We start from the raw sequence: 26,271 nt of genomic DNA on the forward strand, positions 1-26,271 counted from the left end.
CGATCAGAGGCCATACCCCGCGGACAGCCCGAAAAACAACCCTGTGATGGAGAAGCCGGCGTCGAGCCGCGTCTGGAGCTGCTTGATCGGCTTGTACCGGAAGCTGAGCTGCGGGAACGAGATCCATGGGAACACCGACGGCTTGGATCCTCCGTTGATCCAGCTCGGCTCGTCGTAGTTGCCGAAATGGTCGTTGGAGCCGTCGCAGAAGCCGCCGGTCGGGCCGGCGCACTTGCTCCACGAGCCCACGTCGTCGGGGTCGAGGCGCGACGGGTTGTTCGGGTACGCCTGCGCGCGGTAGAGGTTGCCGAAGACGACGCCGAGCCCGACGCCGCCGCCGATGAGCAGGGAGAAGCGGCCCTTCTCCTTGTCGAGCGGGATCTCGTAGAGGAGATCGGTCGTGAAGTAGACGAGCTTCATGTCGCTCGACACCATCTCCCAGGCGTCGTTGCCGTCGTTCTTCCCCTTGAAGAGGAAGGGATCCATCGAGTAGTCCGCGTAGGAGATCGCCAGATCGATCTCGAGCCCGTCCCTGCGTGTGGCGAGCTCCGGGCCGAACGTGAACACGTTCACGGACGCCCCGCCGTCCGCGAAGAGGTTGATCATGGCCTTCGGCACAATGAGGTTCCGGAACCGGAGCCCGGCGAACCGATAGGTCTTGCCCTCCCTCTCGAACGGGGCGTTGTCATCCGCCGCCTCGGGGGGCGCTTCCTGCGGCTTTTCCTTCTCGCCGGGCGCCTTGTCGTCCTGCGCCTTCTCGTCCGTGGCCTGCTTCTCGGCAGCAGCGGAGTCGTCCTGTTTGCCTTCGGCGTCGTCCTTCTTGGGCTGCGCGCTGGCGCTCGACGAGAAGCACACGGCGCCGAGCAGCGCGGCGAGCGCGGCGGCCCTGGCGTGCACCCCGACCGCGAGCAGCCGACCCATCTTCACGTGGTACATTGTAGGTCACCTAGCGATGCGTAAGTTCAGGGCCGGGCTCCGGCGCCCACGGAACGGGCGCGCCGAGGCCAGCCTCGGGTTCTCCGCGCGCCCCGGTGGACCGGGCACCAGCGAGGGGAGGGTACACGAGACGCAGCGCCGTGTGACGCCCGCGGACCGCCCACGGCGGAGCTTTTTCCACGACGGCGTGCCAGAGCGCGCCTGCTCGTGATCAGCGTGGGTGGCCGTGCGATGTTGGCGCGGCAAGGGCCCTACGGCGGCAGCATCCCCGGCGGGCCAAACGAGGTTGCGCACAGCAAAATAATCCGCAATAGACGGAAAGGATGATCCTGCATCAGGCCCAGGTCGAGCAGACGGTCGACCGCGACGAGCGAGACAGGTTCATCAAGGAGCTCGTGGTGGTGCGGGTCCGGAGCACCGCGCACGAGTCCCCGCCGGCGAGCCGTGGGATCGAGGGGGCGCGCGCGCCGGGGGTGGAGGAAGCGGAGCCGGTGGAGCGGGACGTGCCGCTGGCGATGATCCGCAAGCGGAGCGCGCGGCTCCGGAGCACGGTGGCGAGCGTGCTGTTGATCCACGGGTACGGCCAGAACCGGTACATCTGGCACCTGCCGTCGCGGAGCTTCTCGAACTACCTGGCGCGCGCGGGCTTCGACGTCTTCAACCTGGACCTGCGGGGGCACGGTCGATCGCGGCACCTCGGGGCGCGGCGGCCGGCGCACGTGACCGATTTCGTCCGCGAGGACGTGCCGGCGGCGATCGAGGAGATCCGGCGCATCTCGGGCCCGCGGCCTGTGTACCTGATCGGCCACTCGCTCGGCGGGCTCGTCAGCTACGCGACGGCGCCGACGATGGGGGACGCGGTCGGCGGGATCGTCACGCTCGGGAGCCCGTACCTGTTCACGCACGGGTCGCGGTCGCTCGCGCTGCTCGGCCGGCTGATGCTGACGGTCGACCGGCGCGTCCCGCTCGGACAGGGGGCGCTCCCGCTGTCGGCGTGGGGCGAGCCGTTCCGGTTCGTGCGGGCGTTCGTCGAGAGCCCGATCTTTCCGCTGCCGATCCGGGGATTCGTGCCTGGCTCGATGGAGACGCGGGTGCTCACGCAGCACATGTCGCTGGCGATGGACAGCGGCAGCATCACGGTGCTCCGGAACATGTTCCTTGACGCGGCGGCGTCGCGGAAGAGCGGCCACCATATGGGGAGCCTCTTCGGCTACGCCGAGCGCTTCGAGCACCTCGACCTGCCGCTGCTGGTCATCGCGGGCACGCACGACGACCTCGCGCCGCCGGCGTCGGTGAAGCCGGCCTACGACTTCAGCCGCTCCTCGGACAAGACGTACCGCGCGTTTCCGCGCGGCCACCTCGACATCGTCGTCGGCCGGGACGCGCCGCTCACGGTGTGGCCGCTCATCGAGGCCTGGCTGAAGACGCGCATCCGGCGGGCGGCGGCGAGGGAGCGCGATCGGCTGAGCGCGTAGGGCGCCACGCGAGGGCGCCGGCGCGACTGCTATCGTAGCCTGATGAACATCGAGCTCCGGCAGCTGGGCACCGAGCGATACGGCGAGTTCGTCCATCCGATCCTCACCGCCTTCGGCGCGCTCCTGAACCCCGAGCGCATGGAGGGGACGAAGCGGCTCCAGGAGTTCACCTTGCGCCTCGGCGCGTATGACGGCGAGTCGCTCGTCGGCGCCGCCGGCACGTTCTCGCTCACGATGACCACGCCGGGCGGCGCCGTCCCGGTCGCCGGCCTCACGGCGGTCGCGGTCATGCCGACGCACCGCCGCCGCGGCATCCTCACGCGCCTCATCCGGCGGCACCTCGACGAGGCGCGGGCCGCGGGGCAGCCGATCTCCGCTCTCTGGGCCACGGAGGGCTCCATCTACGGCCGCTTCGGCTACGGCCTCGCGTCGCAGGCGTGCTCCATCTCGATCGAGCGCGATCGCGCCGCGTTCCGTGGCGAGGCGAGCGCGGAGGGCCGGGCGCGGCTGCTCGGGGAAGCCGAGGCGCTCGAGGCGTTCGCGCCGGTCTGGGAGCGCGCCCGCCCGCTCGTCCCCGGGATGCTGGCGCGCTCGGAGCCGTGGTGGCGGGGCCGGCGGCTGAGCGACAACGACTTCATCCGCCAGGGGGGCGGCCAGCTCCAGCGCGTCGTGATCGAGGTCGACGGGCGCGCCGAGGCCTACGCGCTGTACTGCGTGCACCACCGGTTCGACGCGTCCTCGATCCCGGTCGGCTCGGTCCGCGTCATCGAGGCGATCGGCGCCTCGCCGCTCGGGACCAGGCTCGTCTGGCGGTACCTCTTCGACATCGATCTGGCGCAGCGGATCGAGGCGAGCCTCCTGCCGCCCGATCATCCCCTCGGCATGCTCCTCGTCGAGCCGCGGCGGCTGCGCCTCACGGCGAGCGACGGGCTGTGGGTGCGCATCGTGGACGTCGAGGCCGCGCTCGCGGCGCGCGCCTACGGCAGCGGCGAGGCGCTCACGCTCGAGATCACCGACCGCGATTGCCCCTCGAACGCAGGCCGGTTCCGGCTGCACGGGGGCGAGCGGCGCGCGACGCGGACCGCGGCGGCGCCGGACCTCCGCCTCGACATCACGGCGCTCGGCTCGGCGTACCTCGGCGGCGTCTCCTTCCGTTGCATGGCCGACGCGGGCCAGGTCGAGGAGCTCTCCGGAGGCGCCGTCGAGCGCGCGGACAGCCTGTTCCGCGCCGCGCGCGCCCCGTGGTGCCCCGAGATCTTCTGAAGGCCCGGCCCCGATGACGCTCCCGCTCCGCGGTGTCTACGCGGTGACCCCGACCCGCCGCCGCCGCTTCCTGTGGGCCGCATGGTGGACGTCCGAGCCGGCGCGCGAGCCGTTCCGCCCTCCGGACGCGAGCCAGGGCGGCGCGCGGACCGTCGAGGAGGCGCGGGCGCAGGCCGAGCGCGCGGCGGGGCGCCCGCTCGTCGAGATCGAGCCGGCGTGGGCGACGGCCTGGACGCGCATCCTGCGCGGCGAGCCCCCGTGGCCCAAGCCGCGCGCGCGGCGGGAGGCGCCCCCGCCGCCACCCGGGCCGTCGAGGCGCGCCCCGTCGCGGCCTGCGTCCGCGCGCGGCGCGTCGCCGTTCGCGGTGCTCGGCGTGGCGGAGGCCGCGAGCGCGGACGAGATCCGCCAGGCGTTCCGCCGGCTCGCGCTCGTCACGCACCCCGATCGCGGCGGCGACGCCGGCGAGTTCATGCGCGTCAAGTGGGCCCACGACGAGGCGATGGCCAGGCTGGCGCGGCCCAAGCGCCGGTAGCGGTGCTGCGGGGATCTGGGGCTAAGGATGGCCCGCCGCGGCGACCTTGCGCGCCTCGTCGAGGAGCGGCGCGTACTCGCGCGTGAGCAGCGGGTTGCCGCGGAGCGCCTGATCGAGCAGGGCCCCTGCGCGCCGGGCCAGCTCCAGGCGCGCCGCCCGCTCGCGCTCCACCTTTGCCTTCAGGAGGAGCAGCGCGCCCTTCCTGGCGCTCGCCAGCGGGAAGCCCGGGTCGATGGCCAGCGTGCGATCGATCAGCGCGAGCCCCGCCTCGACCTCCGAGCGCACGTCGAGGAGCCCAGGCCCGGTCAGGGCGGCGCGCTGCCGGTGGACCTCGGCCAGGGTGCCGAAGATCCTCGGGTTGCCCTCGTTCGCCTCGTGGGCGCGGAGCAGCGACCGCTCCGCGGCGTCGAGCGCCGGCGCGGGGCTCCTGCCGCGCGACGCGGCCCACCGCGCCGAGAGCAGCTCGATGTGCCCGAGCGCGAGGAGCGCCCCCGCGTTCTGCGGCCTCGCGGCCACGATGGGCTCGATCGCGCCCCTCGCGGCGCGGAGCGCGGCCGTCGGATCCTCCCCCCGGAGGAGCGCCCAGTGCGCCGCCTCGATGCGCGCGAGGCCCGCGCCCTGCTTCGCCTCGAGATCGTCCGGGTTGAGGTCCGCCGCCGCGCCGTACGCCTCGAGCGACCGCGCGAGCGAGACCTCCGGGCTCTCGCCGGTGAGCCGCTGGTGCCGGCCCTGGATCAGGTAGGTCAGGGCCAGGTTGTTGTAGGCGCGGTAGCTGTCCGGGCGCCGCCGGAGCGCCGCCTCCAGGCTGTCCTTGGCCACGTCGAGCGACTCCTCGGGCGACGCGCCGTGGTCGAGCTCGTACTGCGCGCGCCGCGCGTAGAGCCAGCCCTGGTTGAGGAGCGGCGGCATGTCGTTCGGCGCGATCTCGATCGCCCGCTCGGCGTACGACGCGCCGATCTCGAAGAGGGGGAGGGGATCGGCGCCGCGGGACGCGGCGTACTCGGCCATCATGCCGTAGGCGATCGCGGCGTCGTTCCACGCCCAGAAGGAGTTCGGGTCGAGGGCGAGCGACCGCTGCGCGCTGTCGACAGCGCGGCCGAGCGAGGGCCACGCGTCGAGCCCCACGGAGCTCTCGTGCGACGCGAGGAGGAAGAAGCTCGCCCCCATCGCGCCGTACGCGGTCGCGTCCGACGGGTCGCCCTGGACCGCTTGCTCGCTGGCCGCGACCGCCTCGACGAGGTCCGACCTCGGGTCCGAGCCGCGCGACAGGTCGCGCCTCGCGCGGTGCACGAGCGCCCAGGCCTTCTTGGCGAGCGCGCCGCTCGCCCGCGGGTTGGCCTGGAGCGCCCTGTCGCACCGGGAGATGATCTGCGCGACGACCTCCTCCGCGTCTCCGCCGCGCTGCGCCTCGATCAGCATGATCTCGCTCAGGGCGCGCGCGGTCGCCTCGTGGACGTCGGGATCGCTCTCGGCCATCTCCGCCGCGGCCTCGTACGAGGCGACGGCGCCCCAGAACTCGACGAGCGCCGCCGCGTGCTCCCCGAGGTCGCGCGCCGCCGTGCCCTTCGCGAGCAGGATGTCGCCCTCCAGCTTCTTCGCCTCGTATTCCCAGGGTGATCGCGCGAACGCCAGCCGCGCTTCGGCGAGCGCCTCGTCGAACCGCCCCTCGTAGAGCGCGATGAGCGCCACGGCGTACGACGGCGGCTCCGCGGCCGATCTCACGCTGTCCCTCAGGTACCTGATCGCCGGCTGCTTGTGCCGCTCCTCGAGCTCGAGCTGGTGCGCGGACCGCTCCCCCTTGTCGGCGAGGCGCCGCGCCCGATCGAGCCCCTTCAGGTAGAGCATGCCGTGCACGAGGCCCGCCGCGAATTTCACGTCGCGCGTGGCATACCCGCTCGCGAGCGCCGCCTCGAGGTGCGCGAGCGCCTCCTCGGGCTCGTGCAGCGCGAGGTGCCCGCGCCCGAGCGCGTAGCGGCCGGGGCCCTCGACGAGATCGCCCGTCGTCTCGCGCATGCCCTGCATCTTCCGGTCGATCTCGCCCATGCGCGCCCGGATGACCTCCTTCTCCCGCGACACCTCGTGGAGGGGGAGCGCGTAGGCGTAGCGCATGAACAGCTCCATCTCCTTGACGTCCTGACCGAAGCCCTCGGCCAGGGACGCCACGCGCGCGGCGAGCTCGGCCTGCCGCGCGGCGGCGAGCTTCGCGCGGAGGGCGACGGCGCCCGAGAGCGCGAGCACGACGAGCGCCACGGCGGCCGCCGCGACCGCGAGCCTGTGCTTCCTGGCGCGCTTCAGGGCGCGGTAGCCGATGCCCATCGGCCGCGCGTCGATCGGCTCCCCCTCGAGGTAGCGCTCGAGATCGAGCGCGAGCATCTTCGCGGAGTCGTACCGCCGCTGGGGCTCCTTCTCGAGGCACTTCATGACGATGGTCTCGAGATCGACCGGGATCCGCTTGTCGAGCTTCCGCACCGGCGCCGGCAGCTCGCGCGCCACGCGGGCGATGAGGCTCGTCACCGACGGGTCGACGAACGGCGGGCGCCCGGCGAGGACCTCGTAGAGCGTGGAGCCGAGGCAGTAGACGTCCGTGCGGCGGTCGAGCTGGCGCTGGCCCCCGGACACCTGCTCGGGCGCCATGTACGCCGGCGTCCCCTCGCCGCTCGTCGTCGCCCGGGCGTCCGCCGCGGTGTCCCTCGCGAGCCCGAAATCGAGGAGGTAGGGGCGGAAGGCGCCGTCGGCCGTCCGCTCCACCAGGATGTTCGCCGGCTTGATATCGCGGTGGATCAGCCCGAGCCGGTGGGCGGCGTGCAGGCCGTCCGCGACGTCGGCCACGATCTTCACCCGCTGCTCGAGGGACATCTGCTGCGCCACCCGGTGGAGCGGCTGGCCGTCGATGTACTGCATGGCGATGAACGGCTGGCCCTGCGCCTCGCCCACCTCGTACACCTTGCAGATGTTCGGGTGCTCGACCCGGGCCTGGGCCCGCGCTTCCCAGATGAAGCGCTGGGCGAGCTCCGGATCGTTGCCCCGTATCAGCTTGAGCGCCACGTACCTGTGGAGTCGCGGGTCCCTGGCCTTGTAGACCGTGCCCATTCCCCCTTTCCCGAGGAGCGACTCGCACTCATACCGATCCCAGTTGCGGATGGGAAACCTGCTCGGCACGTGCGACGAGGGCGGCTCGACGCACATGAACACCGTTTCCTGCGCGGCGCCCGAGCTCCCCGGCGGGGCGGAGCGGGGCGGCCTGCTCTGGGGCGCGATCGCGACGGGGCGGGACGTGGGCTCCTCGTTCGCCGACCACGCGGCGTTCGCGCTCTCCGGGCCCGCTCCTCCGATTCGGCTCATGACTCGGACCCTTTTCAACAGCGAAGGTGGAGCCCCCCCAGCGCATGGCCTCGAATCGCCATCATCCCGGACCGCCTGGCCGCTTGCCAGTGAGCGTCTCGCTTCAGGCGTGAGCTACGAGCGATATGACAGAACTGTCACCCAACGGTAAACCTGAGTTTACGTCCATGTCAACACCCCGGACGGGGCCTATCCCTGGAGCCCGCGACGCCGTTTGTGGGGCGCGCGACATGACGCCGAGGTGGGTGGGTTCAGCTGCTCCGCGGCTCCGCTGCTCGAGCGCCCGCCGGCGGGCTGCTCAGTACTTGACGGAGCAGCCGAACGCTTCGGTCTCTTTCGTGGAGATCGCCTTGCCGGCGGCGAGCTCGGCCAGCGCGGCATCGACGTAGTTCGTGACCTGCTCGCCCGGCTCGGGCTCACCGCCCTTGGTGCTGTCGATGGCGCCGGCGTAGACGACCGTACCCTGCGGATCGATGACGACCATGTGCGGTGTGCGCTGGGCGCCGTAGGCGCGCCCGACATCGCCCTTCTCGTCGATGAGGACGGGGTAGCTCATCCCGAACTCGCCCTTTGCCTTCACGTTCTCTTCCTTGGTGGTGCCCTGCTTGCCCGGGGCGCCCGAGTTGATGGCGAGCCACACGACCCCCTTCTGGGCGTGCTGCGCCGGCACGTCCTTCAGGCCGCCTTGGCGGTGCGCGAGCTGCACGAACGGGCAACCCGGGTTGAACCACTCGAGGACGACCGTCTTGCCCTTGTGATCGGCCAGCTTGACGGGCTTGCCGTCGAGGTCCGGCAGCGTGAAATCGGGCGCGGGCTGCCCGATCTTGGCCTGGGCCGCCTTCGCCTGAGCCGCCGGCGCGTCCGCGGTTTTCGCCTTCGGTGCGTCGGCCTTGGCGGGCTGCGGCGCGGCGGCGCCGGCGGCCGCGGGCGCGCTCGCCTCGCCTGGCTGGGTGCACGCCGCCAGGGCCGCCGCGAGGAACGTCAGGGAAATGAGCTTGTTCATCCAGGGACGCTTACCACGCGTCGCGGGAGGCGCATGCGTCACGGGAACTCCGGCCAGCGATCGCCGGTCGCCCACCGGTACCGAAGGCCGAGCTGGCCGAGATCCGCGCCCAGCAGGCCGAGCCGATCGGGCGTCGCCGCCACCACCATCACCGTCCCCACCGCGTCCAGGTGGTGCGTCAACGACACGGCCAGCACGGGGCCGACGCGCACGACGAGGCTGTCGCGGCCAGGGTTGCCGAGCACCTCGGCGGCGGCGCCCAGGCGGAGCTCGCCGAACCGGTCCATCTCCGCCATGTAGCCGAGCCGGGCCCGGTAGAGGTACGGCGGCTTCATCACCGCGTGGAGCGCCTCCTCGTAAACGTAGAACCCCCGCGGCGTCCCCAGCACCGCATAGCCGGTCGCGACTCCGAACAGGCTGCCTCCGAGCAAGGGTATCGAGCCCGACACCTCGATCTCCCCCGCGACGTACCGCGACGGGGGCCCCTGCATGAGCTCGGTGTCCCTGCGCGTGTACGACGCCCGAGGCTCGAGGAAATACTGGCTCGTCGAGAAGGCGTATCGCGCGCCGCCGCGGATCTCCACGCTGGGCAGCGCGGCGCGGAGGCCCAGGTACTCCGCGCCGCCGCTCGGCGACAAGCTCGCGTAGGCCTCGATCCCGAGCCAGGACCAGTGCGGCTTGCCCACGCCGAGGGCGATGCTCGGCCTGAAATAGATGACGCCGAGATCCATCAACGCGGAGAGGAACGGGCGCGCGGCCGCGCTCCGCGCCCAGTACGAGCGCTTCTGCAGGAGGTCGATGCCCGAGGGCACCGGCGGCGGCTCGCCGGCGGTCGACGGCAGGTCGGCCGGATCCTGGGCGCCGGCCCCGCGGGGCAGCAGGGTGAGCGCGGCGAGCGCCGCGGCGGCGGCCAGCGCGCGGCGGAGCGCCATCGCTAGAACCTGCCCACCAGGTACCCGCCGAGCGGCGCGGGCGCGAAGCTGAGCGTGAGGCCGTCCCCGCGCGGCGCGCCCGAGGCGGGGGCGCCGCCGCGGTAGTGCAGGAGCCACGGGAGCCCGAGGCCGGTCAGGGCTCCGACCGCCGCGCCCGTGAGCGCGTCGGTCGCGAAATGCTGGTCGGCGACGACCCGGAGCGTCGCCACGGCCGCCGCCGTCCCGAGCGACGCGGCGCACGCGAGCGCGTCGGGGGCGCCGCCGCCGTAGAGGGGCAGGTTCGCGTGGTGCGAGCACACGAGCCCCGCTGCAGTGAACGCGGTCGAGCTGTGGCCGCTGAAGAAGCTCCGGTACCGCTTGCTCCCGCGGCAGTCGAGGTCCTGCTGCTCCTCCGGCCCGGCGCACCCGGCGCGGTAGGGGCGCTCGCGGCTCGTCAGCCCCGCGATGACGCCGTTCAGGGCCGCGTTCAGCGCGAGCGCCTCGACGTCGATCATCGCGATCTCCCAGGCGACGCTGCCGCGGCCGTGCCCCCACCAGGTCACGAGCAGGGCGTCCACCGCCAGGTGGTTGGTCATCAGCGTGAGCAGGAGATCGCTCGCGTCCCGCGCCATCTCGCGCTGGCGATCGCTCCGGATGCGCAGGGCGTCGCGCGCCGAGCCGTCGAAGCCGTTCACGGTCGTCCACCGGCCCTCCGACGGCGGGATGGCGAGCGTGCCGAAGGCGGTCGCGGCCAGGAGCCCCGTGGCCACGTATTCGCTCACGCGGAAGCGCGGCCAGGCCGGATCCCACGCGACCTCGGGCCGCGCGCGCGAGGGCCGCTCCGGCGCGGCCCGGCGCGGCGCGCTCGGCACCACCGCCCCGGAATGGAGAGCGGTGATGTCGCCGGCTCCCCGTGTCGCCGCGCCGGACGGCGCCGCGGACAGCTCGGCTCGCGCCGCGGCAGACGGCTCGGCGCGCGCCTCTCGAGCGCCGAGCAACGCCGTCACGGCGAGCGCGCTGGAGGCGAACCGGAGGGTCGCGGCGCACCTCAAGGAGCGGACCGCGCGATCAGAAATCGGGATGGCCGATGACGAGGAACTCGAGCGGACCGGCGCCCGTGTTGCGCAGCCCGTGGTGTACGTTCGTCTCGACGTGCATCATCTGGCCGGGGCCGAGGGGCACCTCGCGGTCGCCGACGATGCCGAGCGCGTGCCCGGCCAGGATGTAGATGGTCTCGGTGGTCTCCGTGTGGAGCTCGCGCGAGATCTCGCAGCCGGGCGCCATCGTGCCCCTGTAGAAGCCGAAGGCGTGCCCGCGATCTCTTCCCAGCAGCTGCGCCATGAAGACGCCTCGGTTGGGCAAATACTCCATCACATCTTCGTCGGCCGCGGTCAGCACCACGGCCCCGTCGAGCTGCTGCCTCATGGCGATCCTTCTCCTTCACGAGTGAAGCCGCTGAGAGATCGAACCGTTACAGAAGCGCACCGCGTCCTGTCAACGGCGCTCCGCGCAAACCGTGCGACGGCGGCCGTCGGACTCTCAGCTTCTCAGCTTCTCTCCTTCCCCGTTCCCGTTCTCTGCGTTTCCTGCCTTCAGAAGGGCAACACCACGCTCGCGGCGGCGCGGAGCTCGTAGCTGAACGACATCGTCTTCAACCCCTTCGGAGGCAGCTCGACATGGCCACGGAGAAATCCGTCCTTCTCGTCCAGCGTCCAGCCGGGGGCCTCGCCGAGCGCGACCTCTACCTCGGCCACCTCGCTGACAGGGATCCGCTCGGTGACAAGCACGCGCTTCACGTTGCCGGAGAGGTTGGACACGGAGAGCTTCACTCGCCGGCGGATCTTGCGGCTCCCCGTGATCGCCGCGGTGTCCTGCTCCTCGTCGATGGTGCGCCGCACGCGCACGGCGTCGTCCACGCCGAAGCCGAGCTCGAACGGCTCGCCGGCGCCCACGAAATCGAGCCGGGCGCGCCCGATGAGGCTGCCGCCCCGCGCGACGCGCACCGGGCCTGCCAGCAGCGGGCGCGGCCGTCCACCGGCGCCGCCGCCGTCCAGCGTCACCGTGGCGCGCAGGTGAGCGGCGGGGTGGACCTCGGGGTACAGCACCAGCGCGAGCTCTGCGGGGAGCGAGCGCCGCGCGATCTCGATGCGCGTCGGGCGGCCGTCGGAGGCGAGGGTCACCGGCTCCGCCGCCTCGAAGATCAGCGGCTCGCCGCCGTCGTCCACGCCCGGCATCTCGTCGACGGCCCGCGCCCCGCGGTCGAGCCCGGCCGCGGCGATCGCCTGGTCGCGCGCCTCGACGATCAGGCGGCGGCGCTCGATCTCCGTCTTGCGGCGTGCACGGAGCACGTCGTCCTCGAGCAGCGGCGCCTCGGCGCTCCTCGACGGCCGCGCGGTCGAGAAGCGCGCGGTGACGTTCTCCCAGACCTCGCCCGTCGCCTGCCACGCCGCCGCCCAGGTGGTGAGCTCGATCGAGCCGCCCGGACCCTGCGCCGCCGCGCCGCCCGCGGCGCCGGCAGCGAGCCGCGCGAGGTGCTCGGGGCGCCAGATCGCGCACGCGACGCGGTACGTCAGCTCGATATCGACGGGCTGGGGCGCGGGGGCGTGCACCTCGACCTCGATCACCGCTTCATAGCGGGGTTGCTCGACCGACCCCTCGCGCAGCCGCGTCGCGGCGCGCCGGGCGTCCTCCTCGGCGCGCGCCCGCGCCGAGCGCGCGTCGGCCGACGCGCCGAGCGCCTCGGCGAGCGCCGCGTGCAGCGCCTCGGCGCCGCCGCGCCACGAGGCGAGGCGCGCGGGCTCGCCGGCGTCCTTCGGGACCTCGCTCATCGCCCGCGCCCACTTCGCGAGCAGCTGGTCGAGGTGGGCCTCGCGGCGCGACGCCCGGTCCCGCGCGCGCTCCGCGGCGCCGGCCCGCAGCGACGCCTCGCGCTCCTCGCGCTCCAGCGCGTCGATCGCCTCGCGACCGAGCGCCGCCTCCCTGTGCGCCCTCCACCGTACGCGCGCTGCCGTCACGCGCACCTCGTCCGCGCCCGCGCCCGCGATGCGCGCCTGCACGGTGCGCTCGTCGACGAACACCGAGACGCCGCCGATCGCGATCCACTGCGCCCCGGCCTGGACCTCGACGCGCGCAGCGCGCACGACCTCGGCGCGATCCTCGAACAGCGTCACCGCGCGCGCCACGCTCGGGTGCGGCGCGCGGGCGCCTTCGTGCCCGCCGCTCCCTTCGCCTCCGCTCGCGCTCCGCCCAGCCCGGTCCGAACCGCTCGCATCCGTTGCCATGGTGCGCTCGTTTCCTTTGTTATTCCCGACGGTTACCGCCGACGATCTCGTTCTTGGACGAGAACACCACGCGGTAGGTGAAGGCGACGGAGGCCTTGCCGCCTGGCGCGATCGGGACGCGCCAGCGCAGCCCGCCGCGCACCGGCTCGCCGAGCTCCTCCTGGGTGTACGGCTCAGCCTTCGGCTGCGACGAGAGGAGCTTGATCTCGACGTCCTTGTCGTCCGTCACCGGGATGCGATCGAGGACCTCGACCTCGACGCCCATCCCGAGCGACGAGGAGAGGTCGATGACGACCGCGTGCTCGACGGCGAGCGAGCCGCCGAGCAGGCCGGCGCTCGACTCGTCCACGCGCGCGTTCCTTGCGACCCGGATCCGCTCCTCGACGCCGAGGCCGGCGCGGAGGAGGCCGCCCCGGTCCACGCGCCCGAGCGCGGATTGCGCCGCGAGGGCGCCGTCGACGAAGATCTCGACCGGCCCCGCGAGCAGCGGGGCGTCGAACGGGTTCTCGACGCGCGCCTCGCGGTAGACCTCGGCGGCCTCGCGGGGCGCGGTCACGAACCGGGGCGCGGCGGGGGCGCGGGCGGCGCCCAGCGCGACGCGGTGGAGCCTGCCGTTCGACGGCACGTCGGCGGCGCTCTCGCCGACGTAAAGGTGATCGAACTGCCCGCGCGAGTCGCGCGGATCCACGGCCCGGGGCGGGGCGCCGAGGTCGGCGATGTCCTGCTCCGCCCGCCGCGCGGCGCCCCTCGACGGCCCGGGCTCGTCGCGCGCGAGCCGGCCGCGCTGCTTGCCCGCTCCAGGGAGGTGCAGCGCGTCGAAGTCGAGCCACTCCTCCACCTGCGCGGGCTCGAGCGGCGCCGGGCCCGCGCCGCCGCCGTCCAGCGCCTGCTCGGGAGCGAGCCATTCCTCTTCGAGGCTGGCCGTGATCTCGGCGCTCGCCGCGGAGCCGAGGGCGCTCCGGGGGACCGGGGGCGCGCTCGCCTGGGGAGCCGGCGGCGGGGGCGGCGCCCCGTAGCCGCCGCCGAACGACGGGAGCGACAGCCCGCGCGACTTGCGCGCCGGCGCGGCGAGCGGCATCGGCGCGGCCGCCGGCATCGGGGGCGGCGGGGCGAATGCCATCGGCGCGGCGGCCTGCACCGGGGGCGGCAGCGCGCCCGCGCCGGACGGCGCAGGCGGTGCGAGCCTCTTCATCGCCGCGAGGGGCTCCGGGCTGACCGGCTTCCGCGCGGTCTCGTCGCCCCCACGGGTGCGCGGGAGCTTTCCAGGCGCGGCGGTGGTCTGCGCGGCCGGCTCGGGGAGGGCGGCGACGAAGCGGTCGAACCCCTCGAACATGGCGTCGAGCCCCTCGGGCGCGGGGCGGTAGCCGCGGCGCGGGGGGCGCTGCGCGCGGCTGAGCCGCAGCGAGGCGAGCTCCGGCAGCCGCGTGTCCTGCACGAGATCGGCCGTGGCGAGCGCGAGGCGCACGTCCTTCCAGTCCTCGCCGGAGGCCTGCGCGACGAGGGCGTCGAGCTGCAAGGCGACCTCGGTCGCGCCGCGCGAGAACCGCGCCGCGTAGGCAGGCCACCAGCGCGCGGCGAACACGGCGTACTCGAGCCGGAGCGCCGGCTCCCCGGTCGCGCCGTCGCGCTCCGGCGCGAGCCGCACGACCACGTCGAGGCGCGCCGGGTCGCGCTCCTCGACCTCGCCGCTCGTGGCCTGGGCGGCGTCGAGCTGGGCGGCCAGGAGCTCCTTCCGGGCGCGCTCGAGCTCCGCGTCGAGCGCGGCGGCGCGGGCGTCGAGCGCGGCGAGCTCGTCCGAGAGCAGGCGGCTCACCGCGAGCGCGTCGCGGATGCGGGCCGCCGGGTCGCCCGGCCGGAAGCGCCGCGCGAGCTCCGGATCGAGCGAGACGGCGCCGAGCTGGTCGCGCCAGAGGCGGAGGTGGTCGCGCTCCGCCGACAGGCGCGCGATCGCGAGCTCGAGCTCGCGGAGCTCGGCGGAGAGCGCCGTCCTCGAGACGGGCGCCGGGGGCACGACGAGCCGCGCGCGCACGCCGATCACGTCGCGCACGTCGCGCGGGGGCCCGGAGCCCGCCGGGGCGCCTGCGGCGGCGCCGCCCGCGGCGTCCATGAGCGCGCGGAAGCTCCCCGGCTCGGCGAGGGGCGTGATCCCCGGCACCGAGATCTCGACCGCGCCCCGCGGGAGCGGCGCCGCGAGCTCGACGCGGCGGGTGACGATCGCCCCGCGCGCGTACACGACGACCCCCTCGATACGGCTAGCGCACTCGATCTTCTCGGCCGTCATCGCTCGTCCCCTCGCCCGCGAACGCCCCGTGAGAGCGCGACGGTACCACGCCGCGCGTGGGCCCGGATAGCGGGCTATCTCCGCGTGTCGAGGAAGCCGAACCCGGGGAGCGCGTCGATGCCGTAGGCGCGCAGCGCGAGCTCGTCGAGCCTGTCGAAATCGCGCCGCTGGAAGGAGCTGCGGAGATCGCTCATCAGCTCCTCCGCGACGCTCTCCGGCGGCGGCAGGCGGATCCGCCGCAGGTACTGGGCCTGGAAGCGCAGGTAGCCTCCGCGCATCTTGACCGCATAGGACCACACGAAGAAGAGGGCGACCCTGGAGCCGAGCAGCCCGCCGAGGGCCTCCATGTCCCAGCCCTCCGAGGTGATGAAATAGAGATTGTGGTGCGGATAGAACCTGCCCTCGTCATAGACCACCTCGTTGGAGCCCGCGATGTCGGGGACGAGCAGCTTCGGGGCGGTGGCCAGCCCCGGATAGACGCGATCGATGGTGCGGAACCAGCCAGCGCCGCTCCGCCGGGCGATGTAGCGCCTCCTGATCTCGGCCTCGTGCGCGTGCAGGTACCCGGAGAGCCTGGGGTACTCCTCTAGATTGACCACCTTGCCGTCGGATCCGAAAGGATTGATGACGAACCGCCTGGCGTCGCGGATGCGGCCGTCCTCGATATCGTCTCGCATGACGAGCGGCACGAGGCGATCTCGTTCGATATCCACCTCTTCGCCGACGATGTAGATCCTGTCGCTCCCGGTGGCGACGCCGATGCCGACGCGGGTCCCGCCGACCTCCTCGATCGGCGCGAACCGCGCCTCGAGCGCGCGCAGGGCCTCGAGGTGCTCTGGCGAGCCGAGCACCCACGGGTCGTCGCCCTCGAACCAGGAAGCGTACTCCGACACGGCGACGCCGGAGCCGCGCTCGGCCGCGCCCGCCTCACCGCGCCCCTCCGCGCGTCCCTCCGCGCGTTGAAGAGCGGCGGAGGCGGCCTCGCACTCCTCCGGCGAGGCGGTGCGCAGCGTCGCGACAGGGACGCTCCCCGTCTTGCCGGGCGACACGGCGAATATCGACGGGTAGGCGACGACCTCGGACTCGAAGGGAGAGGCGCCGCGCAGATCGACGTAGCACCGCACCTGGAACCACCTCGACAGCATCCGGCGGAGCGGCGCGCCGTACCGGTTGAGGGTCCAACGGTCGGCGCAGATGAAGGAGAGGACCCCGCCGGGCGCGAGGAGATCGAGGCCGCGCTCGATGAACGCCACGTAGAGATCGGCGCGGTCGTAGAGCGACCTGTACCGGTGTCGATACTCCTCCTGGAGCTCGGGTGAGAGCTGTTCGATCCTGACATAGGGCGGGTTGCCGACCACCGCGTCGAACCGGCGTCCCTGGCTGGTGAGGAGGAAATCGCCGTGGGCGATCCAGGCCTCCGAGAGGCGCGTCGCGTCGGCGTGCGGCAGCCCGAGCCGCGCGAGGGCGCCGGCGACCGCGAGGCGCGCGCGGTCGACGTGATCTCGCTCGACGTCGTACGACCGGATCGCCGGCTCGATCTCGAGGAGGTCGCGATCGTGGCGGCGCGCCGACTGGATCAGCCGCTCGGCGGCGGGGACAAGGAACGCGCCGTGGCCGCAGGCTGGCTCGAGCAGCGACAGCGACGCGAGATCCCGGTCCGCGGTGTAGCCCGCGAGATCGAGGATGAGATTCACGACGTGGGGTTTGGTCAGCACCACGCCGTGGGCCTCGCCCGACGAGCGCTCGCCGTAATCGTAGGCGCTCTGCGGGAGCATGACCGTCAGATCGAGGGCTGTCTGCATTGGCGCCGCCAGCATGGTAGCCGCGATCGGCGCGCGCGGGTGACGCTCCACGGCAGCGCTCGCCGCGCGGTCGCGGCGCTTGAGGCCGCGGCCGGCCGCCTTGCGCCGGGCCTCTTCCCCGCTCGCGTGCCGCCGTCGAGGCGCTTTCTGCTTCTCCTTCCGCTCCGCGCTCGGGGCGAGGCGCGGATCGCGTTTCAGGGGGCGTCGCCATCGAATAGGGTAGAGTCGCCTCATGGCGTTCCCCCTGTCTGTCTGTCCTGCCAATCGCATCGCGGCGAGCGTCGCCTGCGGAGGCGCCGTGCAACCGCCGGCCGCCGGCCCGGACGCCCGGTCGAGCGAGGGGGGCACGTGATCCTCGGCATCGGCATCGACGTGTGCGGCATCGGACGCATGGAGGAGGCGCTCGCGCGGTGGGGCGAGCGGTTCTGGGAGCGGGTGCTGTCCGAGCCGGAGCGCCGCTCGCTCGCGCACCGCGTGGACCGGGCGACGGCGCTCGCGGGCCGCTTCGCCGCGAAGGAGGCCGTGGTGAAGGCGATGGCCGGCGCGCCGGGCGTCGGCTGGCACCACCTGGAGGTGCGCGGCGCGCCGCGCATGCCGCCGACGATGGCGCTCCACGGGCCAGCACGCGCGCTCGCCGAGCGCATGGGCGTCCGGCGGGTCCACCTGTCGATCACGCATGACGCAGGCGTGGCGGCGGCGGTGGCTATCCTGGAAGGGGACGGCGAGAGCCGATCCCCGACCGAAGCAGACGAGGACGGCGAGAGCCGATCCCCGACCGAAGCAGACGAGGACGGCGAGAGCCGATCCCCGACCGAAGCAGACGAGGACGGCGAGAGCCGATCCCCGACCGAAGCGGACGAGGACGGCGAGAGCCGATCCAGCCTGGACGACGAAGGGAAAGAGCGCTCGTGATTCCGGTCCTATCGCGCGCGCAGATGCGCGCCTTCGACAAACACGCGATCCACCAGTGCCACGTCCCCGGCGTTGTCCTCATGGAGAACGCCGGCCGCGGCGCCGCCGACGTGATCTCGGCGATCATCGAGGGGCGGAGCGCCGGGCAGCCCGGCGACGCCGCGCACCGCGCGCCGCGCCTGCCCGCGTCCGGCCTTTCGCCCGCGCGGGCGTTCTGGCCGGCGACGTTGCCCTCCGGGGCGGGTCTCCGGGGCCGCCCCGGGAGCGTCCCGCCGCCGAACGGCCGCCGCGACGCCGAGGAGGCCCGCGCCGCGCGCATCCGATCGTTCCCGGTGCGGCATGTCCCGAGCCCGGGGCAGCCCGCGACGTACCCCCTCCACGCCCGCGTCGTCGTCGTCTGCGGGGCTGGCAACAACGGCGGCGACGGCTTCGTCGTGGCGCGCCACCTCCTCGCCCGCGGCGCGGAGGTCCAGGTCTTCCTCGCCGCCCGGTCCGAGAAGGTCACCGGCGACAGCCGCATCAACCACGACGCGTACGTGGATCTCGGCGGCGCGCTGACCGAGCTCCCCCCGGGCGCGTCCCTCGCCCCGCTCGAGGTCGCGCTCGCGGAGGCCGACCTCGTCGTCGACGCGATCTTCGGCACGGGCCTGGACCGCCCCATCGAGGGCCACCTCGCCGACGTCATCGGCGTCCTCAACACGGCGACCTGCCTCTGCATCGCGCTCGACGTGCCCTCGGGCCTCGACGCCGACAGCGGCGCGCCGCTCGGCGCCGCGGTGCAGGCCGACGAGACCGTCACCTTCGGCCACCTCAAGATCGGCCTGCTCACGCCCGAGGGCGCGCGGCTCGCGGGCAACGTCCACGTCGTCGATCTCGGGGTCCCGGACCGGCCGATCCTCGCGCAGGTGGGATACGTCGCGGAGGTCCTCCGCAAGGAGACGATCGGCTCGTCGCTGCGCCCGCGCGAGGCGAGCGTCTACAAGCACCAGGCGGGCAACGTGCTCGTCATCGCCGGCTCGTCGGGCAAGCTCGGCGCCGCGCTGCTGACCGCGCGCGCGGCGATGCGGACGGGCGCGGGCCTCGTGACGATCTGCACCTGGGCCGACACGGCGCGCGCAATGGAGTCGCGCGTCGTGGAGCTGATGACGACCTCGATCGATCCGGCCCGCATCGCGGCGTCGCTCGACGGCGCGCTCGCCGGGCGGCGGGCGGTCGCCATCGGCCCGGGCCTCGGCCTCGACGAGCGGGCGCGGGCCGCGGTGGATCACGTCGTGCTCGGCTGGGACGGCCTGAAGGTCGTCGACGCGGACGCGCTGACGCACTTCGTGGGCCGCCCGGAGGCGCTCGCGACCGCGCGCGGGAGCCTCATCATGACGCCGCACTCCGGCGAGCTCGGGCGGCTCCTGGGCCGGAGCGCTCGGGCCGTCGAGGAGGACCGCTTCGGCGCGGTGCGCGAGGCCGTGGCGCTCACCCGGGCGATCGTCGTGCTGAAGGGGGCGCGCACGGTCATCGCGCTCCCGGACGGCCGCATGTTCATCTGCATGGCGGGCAACCCCGCGCTCGCCACCGCCGGCTCGGGCGACGTCCTGACCGGGATGATCGCGGCCCTCCTGTGCTCGATGGATCCCTCCGCCGCGGCGAGCGCCGGGGTGCTGATCCACGCGCTCGCCGGGGATGTGTGGCGCGCGCAGACGGGCAGCGATCGGGGGCTGCTCGCGGGCGAGATCGCCGAGCTGGTCCCGGGCCTGATCGCCGCGCTGGCCGCCGGGAGCGACCCGCTCTCGACGTGACGCGAGCGCCTGCTCCGCGGGACGCCCCGCCCGGCGCCCGCTCCGCGGGACGCCCGGCCAGGCGCCCGCGCGGGTGGGGCCGCCGGGCCGGGCGCGCCGCGGGGCGGCTCGCCACCCTGGCGCGCCCGTTCTCCCTGCTGTCGATTTGACACGCGCGCGCGTGTCTCCGCCCGCGCCGTTCAGCGTGATTCGCGGCCTTCGCGAGGTCCGCGCGGTGGCACCTGCCTTGCCAGTGCCGGTACGACAGGAGGTCCCGCCATGCTCGTCCACGCCGCTCATGCCCCCGCCCGGTCCTCGAACCCAGCGCCGCCGTCGCCCGGCGCGACGCGCGCGCTCGGGCGCGGGCCGTCCTTCGGCGCGGCGCGGACGGCGCCAGGAGAGGGCTCGCGGGGAGCGGCCGACGAGCTGCTCCGGGGCCTTGTCGAAATGACACCGGAGCTCTTCGGCCGCGCGCTGCGGCTCTCCCGGACGCCCGCGACGGCCGAGGACCTCGTGCAGGACACGGTGGAGCGCGCGATCCGGTTTGCGGGGAGCTACGAGCCCGGGACCAACCTGCGGGCGTGGGTGCACCAGATCCTCTTCAGCGTCTTCATCACCCGCTGCCGGCGCAGCCGCCGCGAGCGCAACGCCCTCGACGTGCTCGCGAGCGACCCGTGCGCGTGGACCGCGCCGGAGCGCTGCGCCGACGTGCACGCCCTCTCGCCCGGCGTGCGGCGCGCGCTCGCGACGCTCCCGCCGACCTTCCGTGACACCCTGGTGCTCGTGGATCTCGAGGAGCTGTCTTACAAGGACGCAGCGACGCGGCTGGGCGTCCCGGTCGGCACCGTCATGAGCCGCCTGCACCGCGGCCGGAAGCTGCTCGCCGAGGTGCTGCAGGGCGAAGCGCCGGGCGCCAAGACCGAGGCGAGGAGCGACGTGAAGGCCGCGGCGGCATGAGCCATCGCGGCGGCGATCTCCGTCGCCCGCGACCGGCGTCACGCCGCTCCTGCGCTGCGCCGCTGCGGCCCGATTCGCCGCCGCAACGAGGGCTCTTTCGGCCGCCTGCGCGCCGCGCCTGCCTGCCGCGCTCGCGCGCTGCGCCTGCTTGCCGCGGTGATCTGCGCCCCCTACCATCGTCGTGCCACCGAGGAAGCGTTCCTCGCCAGGAGGCACCATGGCAACGACCGCGAGAGAGCCCCACGTCGTGATCGTCGGCGGAGGGTTCGGCGGCCTGAACGCGGCAAAGGCGCTCCGTGACGCGCCCGTCCGGGTCACCCTCATCGACAGGACCAATCATCACCTGTTCCAGCCGCTGCTCTATCAGGTGGCGACGGCCAGCCTCTCGCCGGCCGACATCGCGGTCCCGATCCGATCGGTCCTGTCGCGCCAGCGCAACGTCCGGGTCCTGCTCGGCGAGGTGACGGGCGTGGACCTCGCCGGCCGGCGCGTCTCCGTCGACGGCGACCCGCTGGACTACGACTTCCTGATCCTCGCGGTCGGCGCGACGAACAACTACTTTGGCCACGAGGAGTGGGCCCGGTTCGCGCCGGCGCTCAAGAACCTCGACGAGGCGCTCACCATCCGCGAGCGCATGCTGCTCGCCTTCGAGGCCGCCGAGCGCGAGGAGGACCCCGCAGCGCGGCGGCGGCTGCTCACGTTCGTCGTCATCGGCGGCGGCGCCACGGGCGTCGAGATGGCCGGCGCCTTCGCCGAGCTCGCGCGCTACATCCTCGCGCGCGACTTCCGCTCCCTCGACCCCTCGCTCTCGCGGGTGCTGCTCGTCGAGATCGGCGCCCGCATCCTCCAGGCCTTCCCGGAGGGCCTCTCTGCGAGCGCCGAGGAGCAGCTCACGTCCCTCGGGGTCGAGGTCATCAAGGGGCGCCGCTTCCGCCGCATCGACGAGCAGGGGGTGGAGTTCGAGGACGGCGAGCGCCTCCGCGCCGCGACCGTCATCTGGGCAGCGGGGGTCCGCGGCACCCCGCTCGCGCACGCGCTCGGCGTCGAGCTCGATCGCGTCGGCCGCGTGAAGGTCGGGCCGGACTGCTCGCTCCCCGGGCACCCGAACGTCTTCGCGATCGGCGATATGGCCATGCTCCGCGACCGGAACGGCGTCGATGTGCCCGGCCTCAGCCCCGCCGCGATCCAGGAGGGGCGCTTCGTCGCGCGCTGCATCCTCGGCGACCTTGAGGGCCGCCCGCGCGGGCAGTTCGCCTACCTCGACAAGGGGACGATGGCGACCATCGGCCGCTCGCGCGCCATCGCGAAGGTCGGGCGCCTGCAGATGTCGGGCACGCTGGCGTGGCTCGCCTGGCTGGCCGTCCACGTGCTGTTCCTTATCGGCTTCAGGAACCGCTTCACCGTCATGTTCGCGTGGATGTGGCAGTACATCACCTTCAAGCGCGGCGCCCGCCTCATCACCGGCCATACCTCGCCGGTGCTCCTGGCGGCGCCCGCGCCTTCGCTGCGTCGCCCGTCGGCCGCGAGTCCGGCGGCGGAGGCCGTCTCCAGCGGCCCCTGAGCGCGCCTTTCCCCCCGCTTGCTTGACGCGCGCCCTCCACCATGGCGGATACGCGTCCAGTGAAGGCACGCAGAGCCCAGACCCCCGCGCGATCGGCGGCTGCCGAGCCGCCGTCCCCACCCCCGCCCCCGGCGAGCGAGCCTGGCGGGGACGACCCGGCGTTCGACGATGCGTCGGACCTCACGCCGGTCGTCGCCTCCAACCTGAAGCGGTTCCGGGCCGAGCGCGGCCTCTCGCTCGAGCGCCTGGCGAAGGCGTCCGGGGTGAGCCGGGCGATGCTCGGGCAGATCGAGCTGGGCCAGAGCACGCCGACCATCAACGTCCTCTGGAAGATCGCGCGCGCCCTCGGGGTCCCCTTCTCGGCGCTGATGAGCCAGGCGACCTCGCCCGTCACGACCGTGATGCAGGCCTCGCAAGCGCGCATCCTGCGCTCGCGCAACGGCGACTTCTCTTCCCGGGCGCTCTTCCCGATGGACCGGCCGCGCAACGTGGAGTTCTACGAGCTCCGCCTCGCGCCGCGCTCGGTCGAGCACGCCGACGCGCACGCCCCGGGCACCGCGGAGAACCTGATCGTCACCGAGGGCTCGGTGGAGATCACCGTGGCCGGCGAGCGGCGCCTGCTCGAGACCGGCGACGCCATCCTGTTCGAGGCCGACAGCCCGCACAGCTACCGCAACCCGGGCAGCTCCGAGGCCGTCATGTACCTCGTCATGACCTACGGCTCGCGCGGGTAGGTAGCCCGGCCGCATTTCCGGACCCCACCGGCCTCGTGTCCCTCCGGTATCCAAGACATGTCCTCCGTTATTTTGGCAGAACTCCCTTGCGTCCTCTGCTTTAGCGTGAGATATGTCCGTTATAGCGGCGGTCACCCGCTGCGAGGAGCAAGGAGGCGGAGCGATGCGGATCACCTGGATTGGTGGGTTGGATCGCAACCAGGCTCAGCTGGAGCGGATGGCCCTGCAGGCGGGGCACCATCTGGAGTTTCACACGGGCAACACGGGCGGCCGCGGGGCGGCCGAGCTGCGGGCGGCCATCGAGCGGGCCGATCTCGTCATCGTGCTGACCGACGTGAACAGCCACGGCGGTGTGCTCCTCGCCAAGAAGCTCTGCCAGAAGCTCGGCCGCGCGGCGTTCATGGCCCGGCGCTGCGGCGCCTCGCGCTTCCAGCAGCTGCTCGACGCGCTCGCGCAGCGGGAATCGCGGTATCTCGCGGCTGGATGAGGGAGTAGGGACGATCGATGCGATGCTTGATGACGATGCTTTGTTGTGTGCTGGCGCTGGCGCTCTCGGCGTGCTCGAAGGGCGATGCGGCCGGCGCCTCGAAGTCGGGGTCGCTGCAGATACTGAACGTCTCGTACGACCCCACGCGTGAGCTCTATGAAGAGGTGAACGCCGCCTTCGCGAAGCGCTGGAAGGAACAGAGCGGACAGGACGTCACCATCAAGCAATCACACGGCGGCTCGGGCAAGCAGGCCCGGTCGGTGATCGACGGGCTCGAGGCGGACGTGGTCACGCTCGCGCTCGCCTACGATGTCGATGCGGTCGCGTCCGCCGGGTTGATCAAGGAGGGATGGCAGGCGCGCCTCAAGGACAACAGCGCTCCTTACACGTCGACCATTGTCTTTCTGGTGCGCAAGGGCAACCCCAAGGGCATCAAGGACTGGGACGATCTCGTGAAGGAGGGCGTGGCGGTCATCACCCCGAACCCCAAGACCTCCGGCGGGGCGCGGTGGAACTACCTCGCCGCGTGGGGGTACGAGCTGAAGCGGGCGGGCGGCGACGAGGCGAAGGCGAAGGATTTCGTCGGCCGACTCTTCAAGAACGTGCCCGTCCTCGACACGGGGGCGCGCGGCTCGACCACGACGTTCGTCGAGCGTGGGCTCGGCGACGTCCTGATCGCCTGGGAGAACGAGGCGCTGCTCGCGGTGAAGCAGAGCGGGCAGAACGGCAAGGACAAGCTCGAGGTGATCGTGCCGTCGATCAGCATCCTCGCCGAGCCGCCTGTCGCGGTGGTCGACAAGGTGGTCGACAGGCGCGGGACGAGGGCCGCGGCGGAGGCATACCTCGCCTTCCTCTCCACGGAGGAGGGGCAGCGCATCGCGGTGAAGCACTTCTATCGCCCGCGCAACCCGGCGATCCTCGCGGCGGCCGAGTCGGAGGGGGTCTTCCAGAAGGTCGCGCTCTTCTCGATTGACGACGTGTTCGGCGGGTGGCAAAAAGCCCAGAAGGCGCATTTCTCCGACGGCGGCGTCTTCGACCAGATCTACCAGGCCGGTAAGTAGACTTCGTGGCTCTCCTCTGGCGGCGACAGAGCGTTCTGCCCGGCTTCGGGCTGGCGATGGGGATTACGGTAACGTACCTGTCGGTGCTCGTGCTTGTCCCGCTGTCGATGATCTTCCTCAAGACGGCGACGCTCCAGCCCGCCGAGATCTGGGCGGTGGTGACCTCGCCGCGCGCCGTCGCCTCCTTGAAGATGAGCTTCTCCGCGTCGCTCATCGCGGCGGGCATCAACGCGGTCTTCGGCGTCCTCGTGGCGTGGGTGCTCGTGCGCTACAGCTTTCCGGGCAAATCGATCGTCGACGCGCTCGTCGACCTGCCCTTCGCGCTGCCGACGGCGGTCGGCGGCATCGCGCTCACGGCCATCTATGCGCAGCAGGGGTGGGTCGGTCGGTTCCTGTACCCGCTCGGGATCCAGAGCGCGTTCAGCCGCCTGGGCGTCGTCATCGCGCTCACCTTCGTGGGGCTCCCGTTCGTCGTTCGGACCGTCCAGCCGGTGATGGAGGAGCTCGAGGTCGACCAGGAAGAGGCGGCGGCGTCGCTCGGCGCGGGCCGATTCGAGATCTTCCGTCGCATCCTCCTGCCCGCGCTCTGGCCATCGATCCTCACCGGGTTCGCGATGTCGTTCGCGAGGGCGTTCGGCGAGTACGGGTCGGTCGTGTTCATCTCCGGGAACATGCCGCTCAAGACCGAGATCACGCCGCTCGTCATCATGACCAAGCTCGAGCAGTACGACTACGCGGGCGCGACGGCGCTCGCGCTCGTGATGCTGCTCTGCTCCTTCGTGCTCCTCTTCCTCATCAACCGACTCCAGTCCTGGAGCGGTGCGCGCGTGTCGTCGCGGAGCCCTGTCGAAGCGCCCAAGCCTGCGTCCGAGCGGCCCGCGGGGGACAGCGCGCCCGGGGTCGCGTCGTAATGGCTGGGGCGGCGGGCAAGCTGCGGGTCAGGTCGCGCGGGGCGGTGCGCGGCGCGACGTCCGAGCCCCCGCTGGTGCGCTGGGCGCTGACGGCGCTGGCGCTCGCGTTCCTCGGGTTCTTCCTGTTCCTGCCGGTCGTGTCGGTGTTCATCGAGGCGTTGAAGGACGGCCTCGCGGGGTACTGGCGGGCGATCACCGCGCCGGACGCCGTGGCCGCCATCGAGCTGACGCTCACGACCGCGATCATCGCCGTGCCGCTCAACCTCGTCTTCGGCGTGGCCGCGGCCTGGGCGATCGCGCGCTTCGAGTTCACGGGAAAGAGCCTGCTCGTCACGCTCATCGATCTGCCGTTCGCGGTCTCGCCGGTGATCTCCGGCATGATCTTCGTCCTGCTCTTCGGGGCGCAAGGGGTGCTCGGCCCCTGGCTCATCGAGCACGACCTCCGGGTCATCTTCGATCGTCCGGGCATCATCCTCGCGACGACGTTCGTGACGTTCCCGTTCGTCGCGCGCGAGCTCATCCCGTTCCTGGAGAGCCAGGGGGCCGACGAGGAGCACGCGGCGCTGTCGCTCGGCGCGAGCGGGTGGAGCATGTTCTTCCGCATCACCCTCCCCAACGCGAAGTGGGGCCTGCTCTACGGCGTGGTGCTCTGCAACGCGCGGGCGATGGGCGAGTTCGGCGCGGTGTCGGTCGTCTCGGGGCATATCCGTGGGCAGACCAACACCATGCCGCTGCACGTCGAGGTGCTCTACAACGAGTTCCACTTCTCGGCGGCGTTCGCCGTCGCCTCGCTGCTCGTCCTGCTCGCGCTCCTGACGCTCGTGGCGAAGCGCCTTATCGAGTACCGGGCGGAGCGAGACGCCGCTCCGGCGATCGACCCGGCGGCGAAGGCCGGCGCGGGGTGACGCGCGCGCTGTCCGGCGCTCGCGCGGGACAGGGCGTGCGCGGAGGAGCGAGGGCCGCTGGAGGACTCGGCGCGAGCGGCATGAGAGGGAGCGCCGGGGACACGGTGCTTCCCTGGAATCGCCGTTGCGCGGGAGAACGGAGCGCGCG

General features: G+C 73.0%; 21 protein-coding genes. 12 read left to right on the forward strand and 9 right to left on the reverse strand.

Annotation, left to right across the window (positions count from 1 at the left end; translation table 11 throughout):
• Positions 1–3: 3 nt before the first annotated feature.
• A complete protein-coding gene (locus tag WMF29_RS01780; protein ID WP_437327181.1) occupies positions 4–936 on the reverse strand; it encodes a hypothetical protein in 933 nt (310 codons plus the stop codon).
• Between the two features lie 323 nt (positions 937–1,259).
• Between WMF29_RS01780 and WMF29_RS01785 the strand changes: the two genes are divergently transcribed.
• Genes WMF29_RS01785 through WMF29_RS01795 form a run of 3 tightly spaced genes read left to right on the forward strand, consistent with a single transcriptional unit; the run spans position 1,260 to position 4,206 of the window.
• A complete protein-coding gene (locus tag WMF29_RS01785; protein ID WP_437327182.1) occupies positions 1,260–2,411 on the forward strand; it encodes an alpha/beta fold hydrolase in 1,152 nt (383 codons plus the stop codon).
• Between the two features lie 42 nt (positions 2,412–2,453).
• Positions 2,454–3,674: a GNAT family N-acetyltransferase gene (locus tag WMF29_RS01790; protein ID WP_437327183.1), complete on the forward strand. Its 1,221-nt coding sequence runs from the start codon at positions 2,454–2,456 to the stop codon at positions 3,672–3,674.
• Between the two features lie 13 nt (positions 3,675–3,687).
• Positions 3,688–4,206 carry a J domain-containing protein gene (locus WMF29_RS01795; RefSeq protein ID WP_437327184.1) on the forward strand — a complete coding sequence of 173 codons (519 nt, stop codon included), beginning with the start codon at positions 3,688–3,690 and terminating at the stop codon, positions 4,204–4,206.
• A 21-nt stretch (positions 4,207–4,227) separates the two neighbouring features.
• On the opposite strand, the gene WMF29_RS01800 is transcribed toward WMF29_RS01795, so the two are convergent.
• From WMF29_RS01800 to WMF29_RS01835, 8 genes are all read right to left on the reverse strand, one after another.
• Entirely contained in the window at positions 4,228–7,548 is a 3,321-nt protein-coding gene (locus WMF29_RS01800; protein WP_437327185.1) for a protein kinase domain-containing protein, read from the reverse strand.
• Between the two features lie 298 nt (positions 7,549–7,846).
• Positions 7,847–8,551: a thioredoxin family protein gene (locus WMF29_RS01805; RefSeq protein ID WP_437327186.1), complete on the reverse strand. Its 705-nt coding sequence runs from the start codon at positions 8,549–8,551 to the stop codon at positions 7,847–7,849.
• Between the two features lie 38 nt (positions 8,552–8,589).
• Positions 8,590–9,483, reverse strand: a complete 894-nt coding sequence (locus WMF29_RS01810; protein WP_437327187.1) for a hypothetical protein — start codon at positions 9,481–9,483, stop codon at positions 8,590–8,592.
• A 2-nt stretch (positions 9,484–9,485) separates the two neighbouring features.
• A complete protein-coding gene (locus WMF29_RS01815) occupies positions 9,486–10,514 on the reverse strand; it encodes a phosphatase PAP2 family protein (RefSeq protein ID WP_437327188.1) in 1,029 nt (342 codons plus the stop codon).
• A gap of 16 nt (positions 10,515–10,530) precedes the next feature.
• Entirely contained in the window at positions 10,531–10,887 is a 357-nt protein-coding gene (locus tag WMF29_RS01820) for a cupin domain-containing protein (RefSeq protein ID WP_272097429.1), read from the reverse strand.
• Positions 10,888–11,054: 167 nt separating this feature from the next.
• Positions 11,055–12,743, reverse strand: a complete 1,689-nt coding sequence (locus WMF29_RS01825) for a DUF4139 domain-containing protein (RefSeq protein ID WP_437327189.1) — start codon at positions 12,741–12,743, stop codon at positions 11,055–11,057.
• A gap of 19 nt (positions 12,744–12,762) precedes the next feature.
• Positions 12,763–15,024, reverse strand: a complete 2,262-nt coding sequence (locus WMF29_RS01830; RefSeq protein WP_437327190.1) for a DUF4139 domain-containing protein — start codon at positions 15,022–15,024, stop codon at positions 12,763–12,765.
• 74 nt (positions 15,025–15,098) lie between these two features.
• Entirely contained in the window at positions 15,099–16,826 is a 1,728-nt protein-coding gene (locus tag WMF29_RS01835) for an Eco57I restriction-modification methylase domain-containing protein (RefSeq protein WP_437327191.1), read from the reverse strand.
• Positions 16,827–17,174: 348 nt separating this feature from the next.
• Here WMF29_RS01835 and acpS point away from each other — a divergent pair, with 348 nt between their 5' ends.
• The 9 genes from acpS (at position 17,175) to cysW (ending at position 26,123) form a co-directional block, all read left to right on the forward strand.
• Positions 17,175–17,738, forward strand: coding sequence for a holo-ACP synthase (acpS, locus tag WMF29_RS01840; protein WP_437327192.1), 564 nt, complete (start codon positions 17,175–17,177; stop codon positions 17,736–17,738).
• The gene (locus WMF29_RS01845) at positions 17,735–19,528 is read left to right on the forward strand and encodes an NAD(P)H-hydrate dehydratase (protein ID WP_437327193.1); all 1,794 of its coding nucleotides are present in this window, start codon (positions 17,735–17,737) and stop codon (positions 19,526–19,528) included. Before acpS ends, WMF29_RS01845 begins: the two co-directional genes overlap by 4 nt.
• A gap of 258 nt (positions 19,529–19,786) precedes the next feature.
• Complete coding sequence (locus WMF29_RS01850; protein WP_437327194.1) at positions 19,787–20,464, forward strand: RNA polymerase sigma factor; 678 nt, start codon at positions 19,787–19,789, stop codon at positions 20,462–20,464.
• Between the two features lie 217 nt (positions 20,465–20,681).
• Positions 20,682–22,025, forward strand: coding sequence for an NAD(P)/FAD-dependent oxidoreductase (locus WMF29_RS01855; protein ID WP_437327195.1), 1,344 nt, complete (start codon positions 20,682–20,684; stop codon positions 22,023–22,025).
• A gap of 59 nt (positions 22,026–22,084) precedes the next feature.
• The gene (locus tag WMF29_RS01860) at positions 22,085–22,759 is read left to right on the forward strand and encodes a helix-turn-helix domain-containing protein (RefSeq protein ID WP_437327196.1); all 675 of its coding nucleotides are present in this window, start codon (positions 22,085–22,087) and stop codon (positions 22,757–22,759) included.
• 163 nt (positions 22,760–22,922) lie between these two features.
• Positions 22,923–23,246 (forward strand): DUF2325 domain-containing protein, encoded by a 324-nt coding sequence (locus tag WMF29_RS01865; RefSeq protein ID WP_272097438.1) that lies wholly within the window; start codon positions 22,923–22,925, stop codon positions 23,244–23,246.
• Between the two features lie 17 nt (positions 23,247–23,263).
• A complete protein-coding gene (locus WMF29_RS01870; protein ID WP_437327197.1) occupies positions 23,264–24,307 on the forward strand; it encodes a sulfate ABC transporter substrate-binding protein in 1,044 nt (347 codons plus the stop codon).
• Between the two features lie 56 nt (positions 24,308–24,363).
• Positions 24,364–25,218 carry a sulfate ABC transporter permease subunit CysT gene (gene cysT, locus WMF29_RS01875; RefSeq protein WP_437327198.1) on the forward strand — a complete coding sequence of 285 codons (855 nt, stop codon included), beginning with the start codon at positions 24,364–24,366 and terminating at the stop codon, positions 25,216–25,218.
• A complete protein-coding gene (cysW, locus tag WMF29_RS01880; protein WP_437327199.1) occupies positions 25,218–26,123 on the forward strand; it encodes a sulfate ABC transporter permease subunit CysW in 906 nt (301 codons plus the stop codon). The genes cysT and cysW overlap by 1 nt, the downstream gene beginning before the upstream one ends.
• Positions 26,124–26,271 lie beyond the last annotated feature (148 nt).

The sequence above is a fragment of the Sorangium sp. So ce381 genome (assembly GCF_051473845.1).
In the GTDB taxonomy this organism is placed as follows: Bacteria; Myxococcota_A; Polyangia; order Polyangiales; family Polyangiaceae; genus Sorangium; species Sorangium atrum.

Coding starts and splice junctions, on each gene's coding strand:
- WMF29_RS01780 (WP_437327181.1), bottom strand. CDS start 936: ATGTACCACGTGAAGATGGGTCGGCTGCTCGCGGTCGGGGTGCACGCC.
- WMF29_RS01785 (WP_437327182.1), top strand. CDS start 1,260: ATGATCCTGCATCAGGCCCAGGTCGAGCAGACGGTCGACCGCGACGAG.
- WMF29_RS01790 (WP_437327183.1), top strand. CDS start 2,454: ATGAACATCGAGCTCCGGCAGCTGGGCACCGAGCGATACGGCGAGTTC.
- WMF29_RS01795 (WP_437327184.1), top strand. CDS start 3,688: ATGACGCTCCCGCTCCGCGGTGTCTACGCGGTGACCCCGACCCGCCGC.
- WMF29_RS01800 (WP_437327185.1), bottom strand. CDS start 7,548: ATGAGCCGAATCGGAGGAGCGGGCCCGGAGAGCGCGAACGCCGCGTGG.
- WMF29_RS01805 (WP_437327186.1), bottom strand. CDS start 8,551: ATGAACAAGCTCATTTCCCTGACGTTCCTCGCGGCGGCCCTGGCGGCG.
- WMF29_RS01810 (WP_437327187.1), bottom strand. CDS start 9,483: ATGGCGCTCCGCCGCGCGCTGGCCGCCGCCGCGGCGCTCGCCGCGCTC.
- WMF29_RS01820 (WP_272097429.1), bottom strand. CDS start 10,887: ATGAGGCAGCAGCTCGACGGGGCCGTGGTGCTGACCGCGGCCGACGAA.
- WMF29_RS01825 (WP_437327189.1), bottom strand. CDS start 12,743: ATGGCAACGGATGCGAGCGGTTCGGACCGGGCTGGGCGGAGCGCGAGC.
- WMF29_RS01830 (WP_437327190.1), bottom strand. CDS start 15,024: ATGACGGCCGAGAAGATCGAGTGCGCTAGCCGTATCGAGGGGGTCGTC.
- WMF29_RS01835 (WP_437327191.1), bottom strand. CDS start 16,826: ATGCAGACAGCCCTCGATCTGACGGTCATGCTCCCGCAGAGCGCCTAC.
- WMF29_RS01850 (WP_437327194.1), top strand. CDS start 19,787: ATGCTCGTCCACGCCGCTCATGCCCCCGCCCGGTCCTCGAACCCAGCG.
- WMF29_RS01855 (WP_437327195.1), top strand. CDS start 20,682: ATGGCAACGACCGCGAGAGAGCCCCACGTCGTGATCGTCGGCGGAGGG.
- WMF29_RS01865 (WP_272097438.1), top strand. CDS start 22,923: ATGCGGATCACCTGGATTGGTGGGTTGGATCGCAACCAGGCTCAGCTG.
- WMF29_RS01870 (WP_437327197.1), top strand. CDS start 23,264: ATGCGATGCTTGATGACGATGCTTTGTTGTGTGCTGGCGCTGGCGCTC.
- cysT (WP_437327198.1), top strand. CDS start 24,364: ATGGGGATTACGGTAACGTACCTGTCGGTGCTCGTGCTTGTCCCGCTG.
- cysW (WP_437327199.1), top strand. CDS start 25,218: ATGGCTGGGGCGGCGGGCAAGCTGCGGGTCAGGTCGCGCGGGGCGGTG.